The organism is Asanoa ishikariensis (assembly GCF_900107455.1).
Taxonomy (GTDB): domain Bacteria; phylum Actinomycetota; class Actinomycetes; order Mycobacteriales; family Micromonosporaceae; genus Asanoa; species Asanoa ishikariensis.
The window spans coordinates 2,829,460-2,849,815 of sequence record NZ_FNQB01000001.1 but is presented as its reverse complement, the minus strand read 5'-3'; the positions used below and the strand labels follow the sequence as shown (position 1 = coordinate 2,849,815).

At 70.1% G+C, this 20,356-nt stretch carries 15 protein-coding genes and 1 tRNA gene; 4 read left to right on the top strand and 12 right to left on the bottom strand.

Going from position 1 to position 20,356, the window contains the following annotated elements; translation table 11 throughout:
- Window positions 1-80: 80 nt before the first annotated feature.
- The 7 genes from BLV39_RS13355 to BLV39_RS13325 form a co-directional block, all read right to left on the bottom strand.
- Window positions 81-794: an ABC transporter ATP-binding protein gene (locus tag BLV39_RS13355; protein ID WP_090790687.1), complete on the bottom strand. Its 714-nt coding sequence runs from the start codon at window positions 792-794 to the stop codon at window positions 81-83.
- The gene (locus tag BLV39_RS13350; RefSeq protein WP_090791483.1) at window positions 784-1,587 is read right to left on the bottom strand and encodes an ABC transporter ATP-binding protein; all 804 of its coding nucleotides are present in this window, start codon (window positions 1,585-1,587) and stop codon (window positions 784-786) included. Before BLV39_RS13350 ends, BLV39_RS13355 begins: the two co-directional genes overlap by 11 nt.
- A 112-nt stretch (window positions 1,588-1,699) precedes the next feature.
- The gene (locus tag BLV39_RS13345) at window positions 1,700-2,893 is read right to left on the bottom strand and encodes a branched-chain amino acid ABC transporter permease (RefSeq protein ID WP_090790685.1); all 1,194 of its coding nucleotides are present in this window, start codon (window positions 2,891-2,893) and stop codon (window positions 1,700-1,702) included.
- On the bottom strand, window positions 2,890-3,840 hold the full coding sequence (locus BLV39_RS13340; protein WP_090790683.1) for a branched-chain amino acid ABC transporter permease: 951 nt from the start codon (window positions 3,838-3,840) through the stop codon (window positions 2,890-2,892). Before BLV39_RS13340 ends, BLV39_RS13345 begins: the two co-directional genes overlap by 4 nt.
- A 142-nt stretch (window positions 3,841-3,982) precedes the next feature.
- Window positions 3,983-5,152, bottom strand: a complete 1,170-nt coding sequence (locus BLV39_RS13335; protein WP_090790681.1) for a branched-chain amino acid ABC transporter substrate-binding protein — start codon at window positions 5,150-5,152, stop codon at window positions 3,983-3,985.
- Window positions 5,153-5,358: 206 nt separating this feature from the next.
- Entirely contained in the window at window positions 5,359-6,465 is a 1,107-nt protein-coding gene (locus BLV39_RS13330) for a hypothetical protein (protein WP_143049744.1), read from the bottom strand.
- 92 nt (window positions 6,466-6,557) lie between these two features.
- On the bottom strand, window positions 6,558-7,190 hold the full coding sequence (locus tag BLV39_RS13325) for an ANTAR domain-containing response regulator (RefSeq protein ID WP_090790678.1): 633 nt from the start codon (window positions 7,188-7,190) through the stop codon (window positions 6,558-6,560).
- Window positions 7,191-7,299: 109 nt separating this feature from the next.
- Here BLV39_RS13325 and BLV39_RS13320 point away from each other — a divergent pair.
- The 4 genes from BLV39_RS13320 to BLV39_RS13305 all read left to right on the top strand — a co-directional run bounded on the left by BLV39_RS13320 (window position 7,300) and on the right by BLV39_RS13305 (window position 11,772).
- Window positions 7,300-7,375 (top strand) — tRNA-Leu (locus tag BLV39_RS13320).
- 93 nt (window positions 7,376-7,468) lie between these two features.
- A complete protein-coding gene (locus BLV39_RS13315) occupies window positions 7,469-10,432 on the top strand; it encodes a glycine--tRNA ligase (RefSeq protein ID WP_090790675.1) in 2,964 nt (987 codons plus the stop codon).
- Window positions 10,429-10,815 carry a nuclear transport factor 2 family protein gene (locus BLV39_RS13310; RefSeq protein ID WP_090790674.1) on the top strand — a complete coding sequence of 129 codons (387 nt, stop codon included), beginning with the start codon at window positions 10,429-10,431 and terminating at the stop codon, window positions 10,813-10,815. The genes BLV39_RS13315 and BLV39_RS13310 overlap by 4 nt, the downstream gene beginning before the upstream one ends.
- Window positions 10,816-10,824: 9 nt before the next feature.
- Window positions 10,825-11,772 carry an NAD(+)/NADH kinase gene (locus BLV39_RS13305; protein ID WP_090790671.1) on the top strand — a complete coding sequence of 316 codons (948 nt, stop codon included), beginning with the start codon at window positions 10,825-10,827 and terminating at the stop codon, window positions 11,770-11,772.
- A gap of 16 nt (window positions 11,773-11,788) precedes the next feature.
- Here BLV39_RS13305 and BLV39_RS13300 read toward each other — a convergent pair whose 3' ends face one another.
- From BLV39_RS13300 to BLV39_RS13280, 5 genes are read right to left on the bottom strand one after another with little or no spacing between them, the layout of a single operon-like run.
- Window positions 11,789-14,563 carry a discoidin domain-containing protein gene (locus BLV39_RS13300; RefSeq protein ID WP_090790670.1) on the bottom strand — a complete coding sequence of 925 codons (2,775 nt, stop codon included), beginning with the start codon at window positions 14,561-14,563 and terminating at the stop codon, window positions 11,789-11,791.
- 11 nt (window positions 14,564-14,574) lie between these two features.
- The gene (locus tag BLV39_RS13295; protein ID WP_090790668.1) at window positions 14,575-17,190 is read right to left on the bottom strand and encodes a laminin G domain-containing protein; all 2,616 of its coding nucleotides are present in this window, start codon (window positions 17,188-17,190) and stop codon (window positions 14,575-14,577) included.
- On the bottom strand, window positions 17,187-18,098 hold the full coding sequence (locus BLV39_RS13290; RefSeq protein WP_090790666.1) for a carbohydrate ABC transporter permease: 912 nt from the start codon (window positions 18,096-18,098) through the stop codon (window positions 17,187-17,189). Before BLV39_RS13290 ends, BLV39_RS13295 begins: the two co-directional genes overlap by 4 nt.
- Window positions 18,095-18,976, bottom strand: a complete 882-nt coding sequence (locus BLV39_RS13285) for a carbohydrate ABC transporter permease (RefSeq protein ID WP_239083908.1) — start codon at window positions 18,974-18,976, stop codon at window positions 18,095-18,097. The genes BLV39_RS13290 and BLV39_RS13285 overlap by 4 nt, the downstream gene beginning before the upstream one ends.
- On the bottom strand, window positions 18,973-20,250 hold the full coding sequence (locus tag BLV39_RS13280) for an ABC transporter substrate-binding protein (protein ID WP_090790663.1): 1,278 nt from the start codon (window positions 20,248-20,250) through the stop codon (window positions 18,973-18,975). The genes BLV39_RS13285 and BLV39_RS13280 overlap by 4 nt, the downstream gene beginning before the upstream one ends.
- Window positions 20,251-20,356 lie beyond the last annotated feature (106 nt).

Here is a 20,356-nt window from a genome sequence, read left to right as displayed (position 1 = left end):
TGCCCGACTCAGGGGAAACGCCAGCCAACGGGTGAGGCCCGGCCCCGCCGTAGCGGGACCGGGCCTCGACCTTGAACTGCTCAGGCGACGCCGAGGTAGGCGTCCTTGACCGCGGGGTCGTCCAGGAGGTCCCGGCCGGAGCCTTCCTTCACGATCTTGCCCGTCTCCAGCACGTACGCCCGGTGGGCGCGGGACAGCGCCTGCTGGGCGTTCTGCTCGACCAGGAGGATGGTCGTGCCGTCGCGCTCGTTGATCTCCGTGATGATCTCGAAGATCTGCTGGATCAGCATCGGTGCCAGACCCATCGACGGCTCGTCCAGCAGCAGCAGCTTCGGGCGGCTCATCAGGGCGCGCCCTACCGCCAGCATCTGCTGCTCGCCTCCGGAGAGGGTGCCGCCGGCCTGCTTGAACCGCTCGCGCAACCGCGGGAACAGCTCCAGGACGTGTTCCATGTCCTTGGCGATGTTCGCGGTGTCGCGGCGGGTGTAGGCGCCCATCTCCAGGTTGTCCTTCACCGACATACCGGGGAAGACACCCCGGCCTTCCGGTGACTGACAGATCCCCTGGATGACCCGCAGGTCAGCGCGCATCCGGGTGATGTCGACGCCGTCGAAGCGGACTCGGCCGCTGGAGACCGCGCGCAGCCCCGAGACCGCGCGCATCGTGGTGGTCTTGCCGGCGCCGTTCGCGCCGATCAGGGCCACGATCTCGCCCTGCGCGACGTTGACGGAGATGCCGTGGAGCGCCTGGATCCGCCCGTACAGCAGCGTGATGTTGTCGATCTCAAGCAGCATCTGCGGGCACCCCCAGGTAAGCCGCGATCACCTTCGGATCCTCGCGGACCTCGGCCGGCGAACCCTCGGCGATCTTCTTGCCGAACTCGAGCACCACGATCCGGTCGGTGACGCCCATGACCAGGCGCATGTCGTGCTCGATGAGCAGCACGGTCACGCCGGTGTCGCGGATGTCGCGGATGAGCTGGAGCAGCGAGTCCTTCTCGGCCGGGTTGAAACCGGCCGCCGGCTCGTCGAGGCAGAGCATCGTCGGCTTGGTCGCCAGCGCGCGGGCGATCTCGAGCCGGCGCTGTTCGCCGTAGGAGAGGTTGCGGGCCGCTTCCTCGTGCCGGCTGATGCCGACGAAGTCGAGCAGCTCGCGGGACCGCTCCCGGCCGCTGCGCTCTTCCTGCCAGTAGCGGGGCAGGCGCAGCAGTGCGCTGGGCACGCTGGTCTTGTGGTGCGCGTCGGCACCGACCATGACGTTCTCCAGGGCGGTCATCTCAGGGAACAGCCGGATGTTCTGGAACGTCCGGGCGATGCCCATCTTGGTGATCTTGTAGCGGGCGCGGCCGCTCAGCTTCTGGCCCTGGAACCGGATCTCGCCCGAGGTCGGGGTGTAGACGCCGGTCATGGCGTTGAAGCAGGTGGTCTTGCCGGCACCGTTGGGGCCGATCAGACCGAGGATCTCGCCCTCGTACAGATTGAAGTTGACCTTGTCGAGGGCGACGACGCCACCGAAGCGGAGCGTCACGTTGTCGACCTCGAGCAAAGCCTTGCGGCCGTCCACAGAAGGCGAAGGCGACGACGTCACCGACCCGGTGGGCGCCGAAGGGGGCACACCCACCGTGGTACGGGCGTCAGGCGCCGCGTCGCGCTCGCTGGTGGCGTCGCGCTCGGGAGCGTCCTGCGGCTCGGGAGGCGTCTCAGGCACCGACCATCGCCTCCTTCTCGCGATCCTTGAGCTCGGCGGCACGCCGCCGGTTGGCCCACAATCCCTGTGGTCGGAAGATCATGACCACGATCAGGATGATGCCGAAGAACAGATAACGCAGGTTCGTCGCGCTGATGTCGTACGGCTCGCCGGCGATCCGGACCTGCTCCGGCAGGCCGAACACGTCGCCGACCGACCGCAGCCACTCGGGCACGTAGATGACCAGGAAGCCACCCAGGATCGCGCCGAAGATGTTGCCGGCGCCGCCGAGCAGCACCGCGGCGAGCACCAGGATCGACTGCTCCAGCTTGAACGTCGACGCGTTGACGAAGCCGATCTGACCGGCCCACAGCGCACCCGAGAAGCCGCCGATGCCGGCGCCCATCGCGAACGCCCAGATCTTGAACTTGTACGTGGGCACGCCCATGAGCTCGGCCGCGTCCTCGTCCTCGCGGATCGCGATCCAGGCCCGACCGACCCGGCTGCGCACGAGGTTCCGGATCAGGAAGACCATTCCGATGATCACGGTGAGGATCAGCCAGTAGTACGGCTTGGCGTCGAACTGGAAGATCGCCGACCCGTCGGAGTTGGTGCCGGGCGGGCGGCCGATGTTCGGGATGCCCCGGTCACCGTTGAAGATCCAGTCGTTCTGCTGCGCGACGATGCGGATCATCTCGGCGAAGCCGAGCGTCACGATCGCTAAGTAGTCACCGCGCAATCTAAGAACTGGGAAACCCAGGATCACCCCCGCCGCGAACGACAGGGCGATCGCCAACGGGAGCGCGGCCAACCACGGCCACGGGCTCTCCAGCCAGTTGTACTCCGTGAAGATCTTGCTCTGCGGCGACGTGAGCGTCGCGACCGTGTAGGCACCCACGGCGAAGAAGCCGAAGAAGCCGAGGTCGAGCAGGCCGGCGTAGCCGACCACGATGTTGAGGCCGAGCGCGAGCAGGATGTAGTAGCCGCACTGGAACAGCACCGTCGCCATGTCGTTGCGCGTGGTGTAGAGCGGGATGTACTCACCGACCGGCAGGCCCAGGTATTCGTAGAAGCCCTTGTTGGGCAGGGCGTAGAGGAACACCACGAAGACCAGGATTATGCCGATCCGGCTGGCCTTCGGCAGTCGGTCCCAACGCTGGCTCACGCCGTGGCGGAAGTCGCGCCACCGGGTACGGACGTCGGTCATGCGCGTGCCCTCCCGAGCGACTCGCCCAACAGTCCGGTCGGGCGGAACATCAGAAGCAGGATCAGCACGAGGAATCCGATGAAGTCACGGAAGTTCGTGCCGAACACCGCCGAGCCGTAGTTCTCCACCAGGCCGAGGAGGATGCCGCCGAGAGCGGCGCCACGCAGGTTGCCGATGCCACCGAGCACGGCGGCCGCGAATGCCTTGAGGCCGATCAGGAAGCCGACGTTGAACCGGGTGCTGGCCGCCTTCATGTCGGACATCACCGCGGCTACACCGGCCATCAGGCCGCCGATGAGGAAGACCAGCAGGATCACGCGGTTCTTGTTGACACCCATCAGCGCGGCGGTGTTGGAGTCCTGCGCCACCGCCCGGATGCCCCGGCCGAACCGGGTGCGCTGGACGAACCAGTCGAGCGCGACCATCGCGATGACAGCCACCGCGAGCGTCGAGATCTGCAGCGGGGTGAGCGACCACCCACCGAGGCTGACGACCGGCTCGGTCGGCAGCATCGCCGGCACGCCGAACTGGCGGCGGTTGGTGAACGCGCCCATGCCCTCGGAGAGCACGAACGACGCGCCGATGGCGGTGATCAGGAAGGCCAGGGGTGGAGCGTTGCGCGCCCGCAGTGGTCTGTACGCGGTCACTTCGACGAGCATCGCGAAGAATCCACACAGGAGCGCGGCCACCACGATCGCCAAGGCGATCAAACCGAGGGCCTCACCGACGGAAGGCCGGGGAGAGTTGGCGTCGAAGCCGAACGCCGACCAGGTCCAGATGGCACCGAAGGTGCCGATCATGAAGACGTCCGAGTGCGCGAAGTTGATCAGGCGCAGGACGCCGTAGACGAGCGTGTATCCGAGGGCGATCAGTGCGTAGATCGCGCCCTGGGTCAGCCCGGTGACCGTCAGCACCGGGAAACCATTTATCAGATCGTTGAATTGCAACAGGTTCTCCCGGGAGATCCCTCAGTCAAGGCAGGAGCGGCCGGGCTTGTTGAGGCCCGGCCGCACCGGCATGGGGTTTTACGCGACCGTCGTGCCTGATGGAGAAGCCGGCCCGAGAGGTATCGGGCCGGCTTTACCACGATCAGGCCTTCGGGATCTCCTTGTCAGGCGCCCACTGGCCGTTCTTGGCCACGTAGGCCCACACGCGGACCTGGGCGGGGTCGAGCTCGCCCTTGTCGGTCCACTTGTAGGTGACACCAGTGGCCGCGCCGGCCTTGCTGTAGCTGGTCAGGAAGGCCTGGATGTCGGCGCGGGTGGACTTACCCTCGCCGATGGCCTCGAGGAAGATCTTGGTGAGGTCGTAGGCAACGTCGGCGTACACACCCGGAGCGGCGTTGTACTCCTTCTGGAAGTCCGCGACGAAGGTGCCCTTGGCCTCGGTGGCCGGGGCGCACGGGCAGGTCGCGACCGCACCCTCGACGTCGGCGTTGCCGGTCACGGACAGCATGTTGGCGTCGTAGATGCCGTCGCCGCCGACGAAGGTGCCCTTGTAGCCACCGGCCCGAAGCTGCTTGAGGAACGGGCTCGCCTCCTCGGTGTAACCACCGTAGAACAGCGCGGTGGCGCCGCTCCCGGTCACCTTGGTGACGATCGCGCTGAAGTCCTGCTGGTTGTCCGTCGCCTTGTCGGAGGCGGTGACCAGCGGGCCGAGGGCCTTCTTGACCTCGTCCGCGAGACCCGCGCCGTAGGCCGACTGGTCGTCGACGACGAAGACCTTGGCCGGGTTGAGGCCCTTGATGTAGGCAGCCGCCGCCGGACCCTGCGAGAAGTCGTTGCCGACGCCGCGGTGGAAGATCTTCCAACCCTGCTCGGACAGGCTCGGCCGGGTGGCCGACTGGCTGATCACGGGAAGGCCGGCCTGCTGGAAGGTCGGGTTCGCGGTCTCGGACTCACCGGAGAACGCCGGGCCGACCATCCCGACGACCTTGGCGTCGTTGACGGCGCTGGTGGCAAGACCACCGGCGAGCTCGGGCTTGCCCTGCGAGTCGTACTCCTGGAGCGACACCTTGCAGTCGGCGTGCTCGGCGTTGTACTGGTTGATTGCCATCTTGGCGGCCTGCTGGCCCGGCGTCACGAGACCGGCGTCAGCGCCCGAGAGCGCGCCGAAGAAGCCGATCTTTAGGTCGCACACCTTGGCGCCGGCCGTGTCGCTGCCGGAACCGCCCTCGTCCTGCTTACATGCGGCCGCGCCGCCCATGACGAGTGCCGCAAGCGCGACCCCGCCGATAGCGCGTACAAAAATCTGCCTCAAGGCTGAAGCCCTCTCTCCGTCCATCAGCCCGCCGTCGCGGGCCGGGAGGTTGCAACGACGAACCGGACCGTTCACCCGGTCTGGGGCGGGACGTTATCCCACTACAGCGACCAACGTAAGGCCTCGCTAGGCGCGTTGACGCAACCGTTACTTAGGGTGTCGGAATTGGCCCTGTGGGTGTCACAGTCGACGGTCGTCCGCCGAGGTCACGCTCGCGGAAATTGGCTGGCCCACAGGCCACCGGCTGTGCCGTCGTCGGTCAGCAACAGCATGGTGTCGCCCGCTCCCCCGACTGTTACGGCTGTGTTTCCGCCGGGTCCGACCTGGACAGGGGTGGTCATGCTCTGCCATCCCTTACCGGCGAGATCCGCTGTCCACAACCGATGGCCGTCGGCGCCGACGGTCGAAACCACCAGGCGGGAAGCCGTTTCCAGCACGGCGACGCCGTCGACGGCCGCCACGGCGCCCGTTCCTGTCGCACCGAACCGCGTCGCACCGGACCAGGCACCGGTCGCGCCGGCCGCGTCGCCGTGCCAGGCCGCGAACGCCGTGCCGGCGACGCCCAAAGCAACAAGGCCGTCGGCGGTACGCGCCACCCGTTGCGCCGTCTCGTCGTCCGGTGTTCCAGGTAGTGGGACGCGGTTCCAGACATTCGCATCGGCCGAGGTCCAAACATAGGGATCACGGTCAATTCGCCCGGCGAGCCGCCCGCCGCCCACCACCAACCAACCGGCCGGCAGCCGGGCGAGGTCGGACGCGAACGTGCTCAGGTCCGGCGAGTTGGCCAGCGTCGGCAGGTCTTCGTGAATGGTGAAGGCGGTGGCGTCCGGCGAGGTCCACACCGTCGCGCCGCCGGCCCGGTTGCCCGCGATCAGCCACCCGCCCGGCCCGGCCGCGATCCGGTTGACGCTGACCTGCCTGCCGCCGCCGTAGAGCTCGAAGTCCCGGGACGGCACCGCGACGAGCGTGCCGTCGGCGCGGGAGTAGAAGGTGCGCACCCGCGGGTTGCCGTGCGCGCCACCGCTCTTCGCGCCGATCGCGGCGACCCGACCGTCCTGGCAGCCGAGCGCGTAGAGCACGCTGCGGATCGCGTAGTAGTCGCTGGCGGTGTCCAGGGGCACCGGCGCCCACCCGGTCGCGCCGGCCGGGTCGGTGGTCGACCAGAGCGCGGGCCGGGTGTCACCCGCCGGAGTGCCGACGCCGCCGCCGACGTACCACCGGTCACCGCACCGGGTCACGTCGCGGGCCAGCACCCGGCCGGCGGGGCCGGGCGGCAGGGGCAGCTCGACGGACTTCCACTGTGGATTGACCACAGGCGTAGGGGCCGGCTGTGCCTGGTCGCACGCGGCCAGGACAAGAAGAAGCAACGCGAGCGCGAACCTGGCCGGTGTGCGCATGCCGCGGGCTAGCCCGCGTCGGTCGGAGGCTCGGGGGCCGCCGCGCCTCCGGCACCCTCGGCGACGATCCGGTCGGCGACCTCGCGCATGGTCATCCGGTGGTCCATCGCGGTGCGCTGGATCCACTTGAACGCCTGCGGCTCGGTCATCCCGTACGTCGTCATCAGCGCGCCCTTGGCCCGCTCGACGCTCTTTCGCGTCTCCAGCCGGTCCGCGAGGCCCGCGACCTCCGACTCGAGCGAGGCCATCTCCGAATAGCGGGACAGCGCGATCTCTATCGCCGGCACCAGGTCGCTCTTCTGGAACGGCTTGACCAGGTAGGCCATCGCGCCCGCGGCGCGCGCCCGCTCGACCAGGTCGCGCTGGCTGAACGCCGTCAGGATGACGACCGGCGCGATCCGGCCGGCGGCGATCCGCTCGGCGGCGGCGAGGCCGTCCATGATCGGCATCTTGATGTCGAGAATGACCAGATCGGGCTTGAGCTCTTCGGCCAGCCGCACCGCGGTCTCGCCATCGGCGGCCTCGCCGACGACGTCGTAACCCTCTTCGGTGAGCATCTCCGACAGGTCGAGCCGGATCAGGGCCTCGTCCTCGGCGATGAGCACGCGCCGACGTTCGGCAGTCTCCGACGACTCGCCCACGAAGCCTCTCCCCAGGTGTGCAATCCGCGACCGGCCTGTCCGGTGTCGCGCTCCTTAGCGTAGTAGGTAGGCTGAGTGCGCTTCATCCTCGCGGTGCCTTAGGTCCGCGGTCCCCGTAGCCCAATGGCAGAGGCACGGAGCTCAAACCTCCGACAGTGTCGGTTCGAATCCGACCGGGGGCACCACTCGCCCCAGGCGTCCCGCTGGTCGCCCGCCCCGCAAGGGGCAAACGCGGTCGCTGCGTAGACTCGGGACAAATCCCCATCAAGGAGTCATCGATGCTCACCATGCAGGATGCCCTGGCCCGGCTCACCGCTTACTGGGTGGACCAGGGTTGCCTGACGGTCCAGCCGATGAACACCGAGGTCGGTGCCGGCACGCTCAACCCCGCGACGTTCCTGCGGGTGCTCGGCCCGGAGCCGTGGCGGGTGGTCTACGTCGAGCCGTCGGTGCGCCCGGACGACTCGCGCTACGGCGAGAACCCCAACCGCCTGCAGACGCACACCCAGCTCCAGGTGATCCTCAAGCCCGACCCGGGCAACTCGCAGGAGCTCTACCTGGGCAGCCTGGCCGCCCTGGGCATCGACGTGGCCGCGCACGACGTGCGGTTCGTCGAGGACAACTGGGCCTCGCCGGCGCTCGGCGCGTGGGGCCTGGGCTGGGAGGTCTGGCTCGACGGCCTGGAGATCACCCAGTTCACCTACTTCCAGCAGGCCGGCGGCGTCAACCTGGACCCGCCGTCGGTGGAGATCACGTACGGCATGGAGCGCATCATCATGGCGCTCCAGGGTGTCCGCCACTTCAAGGACATCACCTACGCGCCCGGCGTCAGCTACGGCGAGGTCTTCGGCCAGGGTGAGTACGAGATGTCCCGCTACTACCTCGACGACGCCGACGTGGCGGCCAACCGGGAGCTCCTGGAGCTGTACGCCGCCGAGGCGCAGCGGATGCTCGACGCGGGGCTGCCGGTGCCGGCGCACGCCTATGTACTGAAGAGCTCGCACGCGTTCAACGTCCTCGACGCCCGCGGCGCCGTCTCCACCTCCGACCGCGCCGCCGAGTTCGGCAGGATGCGCCGGATGGCCGGCGAGGTCGCCAAGCTCTGGATGGCCCGCCGCGAGGAGCTCGACCACCCGCTCGGCGTCGTGACCCCGCTCGAAGCGGCCGTCCCGCCGGCAGCGCAGGAAGAGAGCCCCGGCGAGCGGCAGCTCGTCTTCGAGATCGGCACCGAGGAGATGCCGCCGGCCGAGGCCCGGGCGGTCCGTGAGCAGGTGCGCCGCGAGCTGACCGAGCGACTGGCCGCCACCCGCCTGGCGCACGGCGACGTCCGGGTGCTGGCCACGCCGCGCCGGATCGTCGCGCTCGTCGAGGCGGTCGCCGACCGCGAGCAGGACCACGTCCGCACGGTCCGCGGGCCGCGGGTCTCCGCCGCGTACGACGCCGCCGGCGAGCCCACCCAGGCGGTGCGCGGCTTCGCCCGTGGCCAGGGCGTCGACGTGGCTGACCTGCAGCAGCAGGACGTCAACGGCGTGCCGCACGTGACGGTCGTGAAGCACGAGACCGGGCGCCCGGCCGCCGAGGTGCTGGCCGACGTGCTGGCCAAGGTGGTCACCGCGCTGCGCTCGGCCAAGAACATGCGCTGGAACGACCCGGCGCTCTCGTTCACCCGCCCGATCCGCTGGCTGCTCGCGCTGCGCGGCGACGAGGTCGTGCCGTTCGCGGTGTCGTCGCTGGCCTCCGGCCGGCAGACCCGGGTGCACCGCACGGCCGAGGCACCGGTCGTCACCGTGAACAGCGCCGAGATGCACCTCGACACGCTCCGCGCGCACGGCATCGTGGCCGACCCCGACGAGCGCCGGGCCGAGATCGTCGCCTCCGCGCAGCGGCTGGCCGCCGCGGCCGGCGGGCAGGTCGACGTGGAGGGCGAGCGGGCACTGATCGACCAGATCAGCTACCTCGTCGAGCAGCCGAACGCGCTGCTCGGCCGGTTCGACGAGAGCTACCTGCGGCTGCCGGAGGCGGTGCTGGCCACGGTGATGCGCAAGCACCAGCGTTACCTGCCGGTCCGCGACGCCGACGGCGACCTGCTGCCCTGCTTCGTCGCGGTGGCCAACGGCGCCGTCGACGAGGACCTCGTGCGCGCCGGCAACGAGGCGGTGCTGCGGGCCCGCTACGAGGACGCCGCCTTCTTCTACCGCGCCGACCGGGACACCGCGCTGGACGCCATGCGCGACCGACTGGAGCGGCTGACGTTCACCGACAAGCTCGGCTCGATGGCCGACCGGGCGACCCGGATCAGCACACTGGCCCGTACCCTCGCGTCCGGCATCGGCTTGGGCGGCCACGACCGCGACACCCTCGGCCGCGCCGCGGAGCTGGTGAAGTTCGACCTGGGTGCGCAGCTCGTCACCGAGATGACCAGCCTGGCCGGCGTGATGGCGCGTGACTACGCCACCCACGCCGGTGAGCCCGCCGCGGTCGCCCAGGCGATCTTCGAGAGCGAGCTTCCCCGCAACACCGGTGACGCCGTGCCCGCGCACGTACCCGGCGCCGTGCTGTCCCTGGCCGACCGGCTGGACCTGGTCGCGGGCCTCGCGGCCACCGTCGGCCTGCCCACCGGCAGCAGCGACCCGTTCGCCGTCCGCCGGGCAGTGCTGGGCCTGCTCGCCGTGCACCGCACCGGCCTGGTGCCGACGAGCCTGACCGATGCGCTGGCCTCGGCGGCCGCGCAGCAGCCGGTCGAGGTGTCCGACCAGGTGCTGGCCGACACGGCCGAGTTCCTGACCCGCCGGCTGGAGCAGGTGCTGGTCGAGGAGGGCCACCCGGTCGACCGGGTACGCGCCGTCCTGCCGCACGCGGACCGCCCGGCCCTGGCCGACCGCCTGTTGCACCAGCTCGACGAGCTCGTCAAGGACGAGCGGTTCCGGGCCCTGGTCGAGGCGATCCAGCGGGCGCGCCGGATCGTGCCGGCCGGTACTCCCGCCGAGTACGACGCGTCCGCCCTGGTGGAGCCGGCCGAGCGCAGGCTCGACGAGGTGGTCCGCGGCATCGAGGTGCCGGGGCCGGACCTGGCCGACTTCCTCGCGGCCGCCGGCCGGGTCACCGAGCCGGTCAACACCTTCTTCGACGAAGTGTACGTGATGGCGGAGGAGCCTGACCTGCGCCGCGCCCGCCTCGGCCTGCTGGCCACCGTCCGTGACCTTGGCGCGGGCCTCCTGGACTGGGACCATCTCCGGATGTGAGCACCCGAGAAGAGATCTTCCAGCGGTACGTGTACGCGGGCGCGCTGAGCCGGGATCCTGACGCGCTCGCCGCGCTGTTCACCGAGGACGGCGTCTACGAGGCGCCGCTCGCCGGTCCGGGCGACCCGTTCCCGCGGCGGCTGGCCGGGCGCGCGGCCATCCGGGCCGGCATGGCGACGGCGTACGCGCGCATGCCGGCGGCGGACGACGACCCGGTGGACCCGATCCGCACGTCGTTCACGCTGCACGCCACCGCCGACCCGGACGTCTTCGTCGCCGAGATCGACACGACCCTGATGTCGGACACGTCGATGTCGCTGGTGCAGATCTTCCGGGTCCGGGATGGGCTGATCAGCCACCTGCGGGACTACTTCCGGCAATAAGGTGGACAGGTGATCACCGTCGGCCTGGTGCTTCACCCCACGAAACCGATCGACCAGTCGCTGCGCCTGATCGTCAGCTCCGCGCGCGACGACGCGGTGCGGGTCGCCGCACGCGAGTCCGACCGCTCGCGGGTCCCGGACGGGGTCGACCTCATCCCCGACGCGGAGTTCCCCGACGGGGTCGACGGCATCGTCGCGCTCGGCGGCGACGGCACGATGCTCGGCGCCATGCGCCTGATGGTCGAGCGGCCCGTGCCGATCCTCGGCGTCAACCACGGCAACCTCGGGTTCCTCGTCGAGGTCACCCCGTCGGGCCTGCCGGCCGCCCTGAGCCGCCTGGCCGCCGGCGAGTACACGATCGAGCAGCACGCCGGCCTCGAGGTGCACATCGGCGCGGCGACCAGGTGCGCCTTCAACGAGATCGTCCTCGGCCGGACCGGTCCGGGGCGCACGACCGACGTCGACCTGACGGTCAACGAGGTGCACTACGGCTACTACCGCGCCGACGCGGTCATCCTCGCCACACCCACCGGCTCGACGGCCTACAACTACTCCGCCGGAGGGCCGGTGCTCTCACCGTCGTCGCACGCGATGGTGGTCACCCCGGTCGCGCCGATGTCGGGCATCAGCCGCCCGGTGGTGCTAGGCGGCGACGACCGCGTCTCGTTCCACGCCACCGGCATGCTCACGGTCGACCCCGACGGCACGGGCGCGGTGCCGCTCGCCGAGGGTGACGCCCTGACCGTCGCGCTGCGGCCCGACGCGGCGCAGGTCGTCCGCCTGTCCCCCCGGGACTACGCGAACCGCAGCCGCGTGCGCCTCAGCCTGCTCGACCTGCCGCTGCGCCCGGACCAACTCCTCGAGCTGATCCCCCTCGAACTGCGCCGCAACGTGGCCGCGGCCGTCGAGGAGGCACCGCAGGACCGCCGGCCCGGCGAGGAGCCGGACCGGCGGTGATCCCCTACCCAGGGGTCTACGGCGAGGTGACCGTGTAGGTCGCTCCCGCCTGCGTGGCGAACGAGATGACGTCGCCGCTGACGGTCGGGGTGACCGTGCCGCCGCCGACGCGGGTGACCACGACCGGGCTGCCCGGCCACGGGTTGCGCAGGCGGAGCTGCCGACCCGCCTCGCTGGTGACGTCGACATAGGACACCCGGCCGCCGGACAGTGCGCTGGAGACCAGGAACGCGTCCTTCTCGCGGAGGTTGACGAAGCTGGCGTTCTTCGACACCGGCCAGACCGGGAAGACCCGGACGACGCCGTCGTCGCTCTGGAGCAGCAGGTTGTTGACCGCCTCGGTGGCGCCGGACTTCTCCAGGCCGTGCCACTGGTCCCGGATCCGCAGGTTCGGGTCCGACTTGGCGGTGATCTGGGCCTTCAGCTTGTCGATCAGGCTCTGCGCGGGATAGCCGACCCGGGCCGCCTGGGTGAACACCTTCGGGAAGCTGTTGTCCTGGCCCCAGGAGTTCATCGCGTCCAGCGTGTCGATCGCTCTCTGCCGGTCGGCCGCCGACGAGCTCAGGCCGAGGCCCTCGCCCGGGTGGATGAACTCCAGGTTGACCGTGTTGTCGCCCGGGCGGATGGCCCGGCCGTCGGAGACCGTGCCCGGGTCGCCCAACGCGTACACGGACTTGCCGTTGTAGGTCGTCGTGGCTATCGGCGGCAGACCGTTGAGCATCTGCTGCCAGAGCGGACGGGAACCCGCGTCGAGGCCCAACTCGGTGCTGGCGGCGAGCAGCGACGTCAGGAGATACCGCAGTATGCCGACGTCGAGGCTCGGGTTGCGCGCCCAGGTGCCCTCGTGCGGGCCGCCCCAGGTGGTGTAGCGGCCGGTCGCCGCGTCGTACTCCATCCATCGGCTGAAGAACGTCGCGACCTCCTTCATGAAGGGGTACGCCTTCGCCTGCAGGTACGTGCGGTCCCGGGTGTAGTCCCAGTAGGCGATGAACTCGACCACGTTGAACAGCGAGTTGCTCACCTGCTGCCAGTAGTTGCCGTCCGGGGTGCCGCCGAACGGGCTGATCCCGACCGGGAACAGCACGCCGCCGGCGATGCCACCCGTGCCGAACCTCGGTGTCACGTAGTCGGACTTGACCTGCTGGAGCTCCTGGGTGGAGCGACGGCGGGCCTCGGGCAGGTACGAGATGACGGCGTCGATCATCGGCATGGCCAGGTCGGCCCGGTTCGACGAGTACGCACCGTAGAAGTTGGCGACGAAGTTGTAGTTGAGGTGGTAGTCGCCGGAGAAGTACGGGTCGTCCTTGGTGGTCCACAGCCCGTACAGCCCGGGTGCGGTCTTGCCGTTGCGGCTGGCCGACCCCAGGAAATATTGAGCCGCGTAGTAGAACCGCTCCAGCACGTCGTCGTCGAGGTCCACGTAGGACCGCAGCCAGTACTGCTTCCACCAGTCGAGATGCCCGGTGTAGAGCCCGTCGAGCGCGGTGCCGGTCTGCGCCTCGGCCAGCGACCGCGCGCCCGGGGCCGGGTCGGCGTTGTTGGCACCGCCGCCCGCGACCGCCGTCACCAGCCGCAGCGTCTGCCCGGGAGCCAGGTCGAACTGGAACCGGGCGGTGTTGCCCGCGGCGGTCGGCGTCGACGGGGTGGCACCGACCAGCCGGCTGGCCAGCGCCGCGCGGGACACCCAGCGCGACCCGGTCGGCGTGGCGCGGGCGGCCCAGGTGGTGCTGCCGGAGACGCCGGCGGTCTGGGTGAAACCGCCCATCGGCGAGGTCGCGCCCGACCAGGTCTGCGCCTCCAGGCGGACCGCGGTGCTGCCGGTCCCGCGGACCTGGGTGACCAGCAGGTTGTCGTTGGCCGCGACCCAGGTCTTGAGCACCACCGGCTGCCCGCCGAGGCTCATGGTGGTGTCGACCTCGCCGTTGAGGATGTTCTGCTCCTCGACGAACGTGCCGCCGGGGCCGCCCGGCCCGCCGCCCGCGCCGTACAGCTCGAACTGCCCGATCCGGGCCCGCGGGTTCTGCTGCGAGTCGGCCGTCGTGCCCTGGGTCGGCTCGCTGGCCACGAGCCGGACCCAGCGGGCGGTACGCGACCCGGGCGTGCGGTCGGTGACCGCGGCCGTGTTGTCGGTGACCGTGTCCCAGGCCGACCAGTTCTGGTTGTCGGTCGAGGTCAGCACCTGGAAGTTCTTCGTGTTGTTGGCCGTCTCGTTCGGCCGGGCGGCGCTGTCGTGCCGGACGAGGTAGCGGGTGAACGTCTTGCTGCTGCCGAGGTCGAGGGTCAGGGTCTGTGGCTTACCGACGGCGGAGACCCAGCCCTCGTAGCCGGAGCCCCACTGGCCGCTGACGGCCCGCGACGGCGGGAACGACGGGTGCGAGCTGGTCGCGGTGGCGGTGGCGCCGAGGGCGAGGTTGGTCGAGCCGCCGCCCCCGCCGACCGCGGTCAGCGTCACCCCGCCGACCGGCGCGACCGCCGGGCCGGGGTTGCCGCGCCAGAAGTTGCCCTTCGACACCAGGAACGTCTTGACGCCGGTGCTGCCGGACGAGGTGACGCCGATGTCACCGTTGCCGAGCAGGGCGGTGCTGGGCATGCCGTTGACGATGGAGTTCACATAGGACTGGTCGGTCCAACGGCCCTTGATGTTCGCGAGCAGCGACTGGACCGCCGCCCACTGTTGGGCGGGGGTGGGTGCCGCGGCGCCGGCCGGGCTGGCGGTGACGCTCAGCCCGGCGGCGACGACCGAGGCGATGACGGCTCCGGCGAGTACCCGGCGGGACGGTCGGGTTGGCACGGGGTGTCCTCCTAGTGCGGTGGGGCCACCGTTCCCACCGGCTCGGGAGCCGGACGCAGGTTGAGGTTCTCCAGCGTGCCTACGGGTGCGGTGACCTGATCGGAACGGGGGGTGGAGCAACGCAGTGCGGTGTAGCCGGGCTCCACGCCGAAGAGGCCGGCGATGACCGCCTCGGCGATGGCCGCCCCCGCGATGGAGTCCCGGTTGGCGACGCCGCGGCCGGCCACGCGCACGCGCGGCTCGGCGTCTCCTGTCAAGATCTCCATCGCCTGTCCCCACAGGCCACCGGAGGCGGCCCGTGGTGTCCGGCCGAGCACGCCGGCCGCGAGGTCCGGGCGGCCGAGCTTGGCCAGCCCGTACGCGGTGACGCCGGGCCAGGCGCCGAACGCCCCGCCGGCACCGTGGTCCGGCCGGTCGGAGAACGGCGCGATCGGGTCGTCGGCCGCCAGCGCCCGCAGCCACGGGCCGGCCAGCAGCTTGTCGACCACGAACGTGACCATCTCGGCGCGCTGGTCCGCGGTCAGGTCGCCGGCCAGCTCCGCCGCGACCAGGCCGAAGTCCAGGACGTGCCCGATGGTGTCGCGGCCGTCCGGGTGCAGGATCGCCCAGCGGCCGTCGCCCGCGTAGAGGTCGAGCACCGCTTTGGCGAGCCCACCGGCGTCGGCGTCTGCGCGCTCGGCGTCGGCGTCCCGGCCTCCGAGGAAGCGCAGCAGGGCCGCGTACGACCGGAGCATGCCGACGTAGGCCGCGTTGAACGAGGCCATGGCGTCGACGTAGTTGGGCACGCACTCCAGTACCCGCCACGCGTCGGGGCCGAAGTCGGCGAGCCCCTCTTTGGTGCCGAGCCGGCCGGCGACCCCGTAGGCGAGGCGCTCGACGTGCTCGAGCACCGTCCGCCCGCCGGCCGACTCGGACAGGAACGCCACGTCGCCGGTCACGCCCACGTAGTGCTCGATCAGCCGGAACAGCGCGTACTCGTTGGAGATGTAGTAGTTGCCGAGCGGTCCGCCGCCGCGCACGTCGTACCCGAAGGACTCGTGGTACGGGCCGGCGAGCCCCGCCAGCAGCCACGCGCGCAGGCCGGCCGGGTCGAGCATGGCGTACATCCGGCTCCACTCGGTGTGGTCCCAGAAGAACGTCGTGGTGGCGCCGAGCCGCGGGCCGCCGGTGAGGAACACCGGCCCGGTGCGGCCGACCCGGATGTTGCGCATGTAGAGCACGAGCAGCGCGCCCATGTAGTACGCGCGGGCGAGGTCGTCGTGGTCCGTGCGCAGGGTGGGCAGGTGGCCGCTGAAGTCGGGGTTGCCGGGGGTGAAGGCGTGCGCCCAGAGGCGGCGCCACGCGTCGGCCGTGTCCGAAAGCTCCTGGTCCAGCCCGGTGGCGGCCGGCGCAGTGGCTTCGGTGCCCCAGGCGAGGGCGAAGCCGACCACGGCCGTCTCGCCGGCTGCGAGCGCGAGCCGCCAGGTCGCGCGGGCGCCGGCACCGTGCGGTGACAGCTCGTCCGGGGGTACGGCGAAGGTGTAGGTGGCGCGGGCGCTCGACCTGGTGTCGACGACCGTGACGCTGTCCCGGTCCACCGTGGACCGCCAACGGCTCGGACGGGTCCAGTGGCCGGTGCGGGCCACCTCGGCGCCGTCGAGGACGAGGCGGGCCTGGTGCGCGTCGACGGTGACGCGGACGCGGTGCCAGCGGCCGGCTACGAGCGGGCGTTGTGCGGTCTCGCGTTCGCCGCAGATGCCCAGCCAGAGCCGGCCGCCGGAGACGCCGAGCTGCAGCGAGTCGGGGTGGTTGCCGTGGGTCAGCAGCACGCCGTCGTGGTCCGGGTCGGTGGTGCGGAACTCGAGCTCCAGTTCGGTGCCCGGGACCAGCTCGAACGCGTCCAGCGCCAGTTCGACGCCGTCGTCGAGCACCGCCGGGCCGGCGAAGGTGAGGCCGGTGCTGGTGGTCAGGCCGCGCACGGTGCCGCGGACGGAGCTCGTGTGCGGGTAGACCCAGTCCGCGCTGACGTGCCGGGGCAGCTCGTACTCCAGCAGCATCGGCGCGCTGTCCTCGTCCCGCTGGATGCCCGGCGGCCGCGGGCGGCCGAGCCGCAGCCGGCGGGGGCCGGGCCCGAGCAGGTACGGCGCACCCTGCGCGCCCGGTCGGGTGGTGTCCCGGATCCGCTCCAGCGCGTGGTAGTCGTGCTCGCCGGAGGCGTTCCAGGGCACCGTGTGCAGCCAGCCCCACCCGGTCTCGCTGTGTCCGACCGGCGCGAACAGGTCCTGGCTCAGCTCGACGGTGGCCGGCTCCGCCCGGGTGTTGGTCACCTCGACCCGCCAGAGCAGCCGGTCCGCGTCGTAGCCGAGGCTCGTGTCCGTGGCCACCGACACGTGCGCGTCGCGGTAGGTGCGCCGGGTGCCCCAGGGCTTCCAGCGGTAGTGCTGGACGCCCGGCACGACGCCGTCGACCCGCAACACACCGGTGTGGTAGCCCAGCGCGAACGGCGGTGCGGCCAGCCAGGAGACGCTCGTGAGGTCGTGGTTGACGTGCGCCTGGCCGCGCTGGTTGCGCAGCGACGGCAGGTGGCCCAGGTCGCCGGCGGCGACCCACTCCCCCGCGACGTCGTCGAGCGCGGGAACCCCGGTCACTTGGCCGAGCCCGAGGTCAGGCCGGCGACGAACTGCTTCTGCACCGTGAGATAGCCGATCACCGGCAGGACGCCGGCCAGGAACATGATGCCGAAGAGTTGGCCGTAGTCCACTGAGTACTGTCCGATCGTCAGGTAGAGGCCGGTCGTGATGGTCTGGCCCTGGAGCGGGCCGAGGATGAACAGCGGGTTGAGGAAGTCGTTCCAGATCCACAGCGTCAGGAAGATGACCACGGTGGCGGTGGCCGGGCGGACCAGCGGCATGACGATCTGCCACCAGATCCGCAGGCCGCCGGCGCCGTCGAGGCGGGCCGCCTGGATGATCTCGTCGGGCACCGAGCGCATGAAGCCGACGTAGACGAAGACCGCGAACGACAGGTAGCCGCCGCCGAGGTTCGCCAGGATCAGGCCCGGGTAGCTGTGGTCGAGGCCGACCCAGGTGAGGATCCGGATGGTCGGCAACAGGATCACCTGCGGCGGGATCATCAGACCGGCGGACAGCACGAGCAGGATGACCGCCTTTGTCTTTCCGCTCTTCCGGGAGATGTAGAAGCTGAACGCGGAGCCGAGCGGGACGATCAGCGCCACCGAGATCACCGCGACGATCAGCGAGTTGCGCAGGCCGAGCGGGATCAGGTTGTCCGGCCGGGTCAGCGCCTTGGTGAGGTTGTCGAGCGTCGGCGGCCAGGGCGGCGCGAGCGGGTTGGCGAGGATCTTCTCCTGCGGCTTGAACGCGTTGACCAGCATCAGGTAGATCGGCGCGACGAAGACCAGCGTGACGGCGGCCGCGACTGCGACTCTCAGCCTGGTGCTGAGCCGCCGACGGGGCCGGGTGTGCGGCGGGGGTGTCAGCGTGCTCCTTCCGCCTGCGGTCGGGCGGTCGCGCGTATCCCTGGAAATGGTTGTCATAGGGAGACCTCCCGGCGGCGCAGGGCGCCGGTCACGGTGAGGGCGACCAGCGCGGAGATCCCGAGCAGGAGCATCGCGACGGCGCTGGCGTAGCCGACCCGGTCGCTGGTGAACGCCAGCTTGACGATGTAGAGGGCGGTCGACTGGGTGGAGTTGGCCGGGCCGCCGCCGGTGAGCACGGTAATGATGTCGTAGAGCTTCAGCACGGTGATCAGCGAGATGGTGACGCTGATCGTGGTGCCCGGTGCGAGCATCGGCCAGGTGATCTTGCGGAACCGTTGCGTGCCGCGGACGCCGTCGAGGCTCGCCATGTCGTGGAGCTCGAGCGGGATGCTCTGGAGGGCAGCCAGGTAGACGACCGTGGTGAAGCCGCTCATCACCCAGGTCACGACGAGGCCGATGGAGAACAGGGCGGCGTGCGGGCTGCCGAGCCAGGGGTACGGCTCGTCGAGGATCCGCAGGTTGACGAGTGCGGTGTTCAGCAGGCCGTTCTGGGTCAGGATCGTCTGCCAGACGAAGGCCACGATCACACCCGAGAGGACCTGGGGCAGGAACGCGACGGTACGCATGACGCGGTAGCTCAGGCTCGTCCGGTTGAGCAGCAGCGCGAAGCCGACGCCGAGCGCGTTGGCGGCGATGGTCACGCCGAACGCGAGGATCAGCGTGAACGTCAGGCTGGCCCGGAGCTGGTCGTCGCCGGCCATCTCGGTGTAGTTGGCCAGCCCGATGAAGTCGTTCTGTGCCTTCAGCGGGTTCTCGTTGGTGAAGCTGCTGCGCAGGCTCAGCAGCAACGGCAGCACGAGGAAGACCAGGTAGAGCCCGAGAGCGAGGGCGGCGAGCAGGGCCAGGCCCCGCTCGCCGGAATTCCTTTTCCTCACTGTGCGGCGGTCTTCCATGCCTCGTCGAGCTTCTTGAGCTCGCCGGCCACGTCGTCCTTGGTGAACAGGGCCTGTGCGGCGGCGTAGAAGGCGTCGTTGAGCCCGGCCGGGAGCGCGTCGTCGTTGGTCGCCCAGCCGATCGCGCTGACCTTGTTGTTGTCCTGGCCGACGTAGGCGTACGACTCCTCGAAGACCTTCGTGACCGTGACGTTGTAGTCCTCGAGGGTCTTACCCTTGATCATCGGGAACGCGCCGTCGGTCTCGATGAGCGCCTTGAGGTTGGCCGGGTTGAGCGACCAGGCCTGGCCGAACTTCTCGGCGAGCGCGGTGTCCTTGGCCTTGGCGGAGATGGCCATGGAGCCGCCGCCGACGAACGGCACGACGACGTCGCCACTGTCGGTCGGCCAGGGGAACGAGCCGAAGTTGTCGGCGGTGTCCTTGGGTACGGAGCCCAGGAACCAGCTGCCCATGGGATACATCGCGGACTTGCCTGTGGTGAAGCGGGTGATGGAGTCCGCGTACTTGACGCCGAGGGCGCCCTTGTCGAAGTAGCCGCTGGTGACGAGGGTGCGGTACTTGTTCACGGCGGTGACCATGTCGGCGTCGGCGAACTTCACCTTGTCGGCGTAGCGGTCCTGGAGCCAGTTCTTGTTCTTGCCGAGGATGTCGGCGGAGATGATGCCGACGAGCGGCATCGACGCCGCGAACGGGTCGGCGCCGCCTAGCTCGATCGGGTTGATGCCCTTGGCCTTGAGCTTGGCGCAGGCGTCGAGGAACTCCTGCCAGTTCTTCGGTGCTGTGGTGATGCCGGCGTCGGTGAAGAGCTTCTTGTTGTAGTAGACCTGCGGGACGATCTGCGAGTTGGTCGGCGGGATGTAGACCTCGCCCTTGAGCGAGTTGGCCGAGGGCAGCAGGAAGTTGGCGTCGATCCAGGTCTTGTCGTACGGCTTGAGGAGGCCGGCGCCGACGAAGTTGGACGGCGTGATCGACTGCAGCAGGTCGGGGAACTGGCCCGACTGCTGGAGCTGTTTGGCGTACCCGTCGCGGTCGGTGCTCGGTGCGACGATCTTGTTGATTTTCACGCCGGGGGTCTGCGTGGTGGCGGCGGTGATCGAGTCGTCCCAGAACTTCGCGTCGAGGCTCGGGGTCTCGAAGACAAGGTAGGTCAGCGCGGTCTCGCCGCTTTCCTTCCCTCCGCCGTCGCCGCTTCCACAGGCCGCGGTGAGGGCGAGGAGACCGGCGACGCCTGCCGCGAGCAGCGGCTTCCGTATCAAGGGGTCCTCCTGGGGACAGGGGTTGGGCTAGTCAAGTTGATCAGTGTGGGATAACGTTATCCCGAAGCATAGGAAGTTTCACTCCGGTGTCAAGAGTGTGATGGGG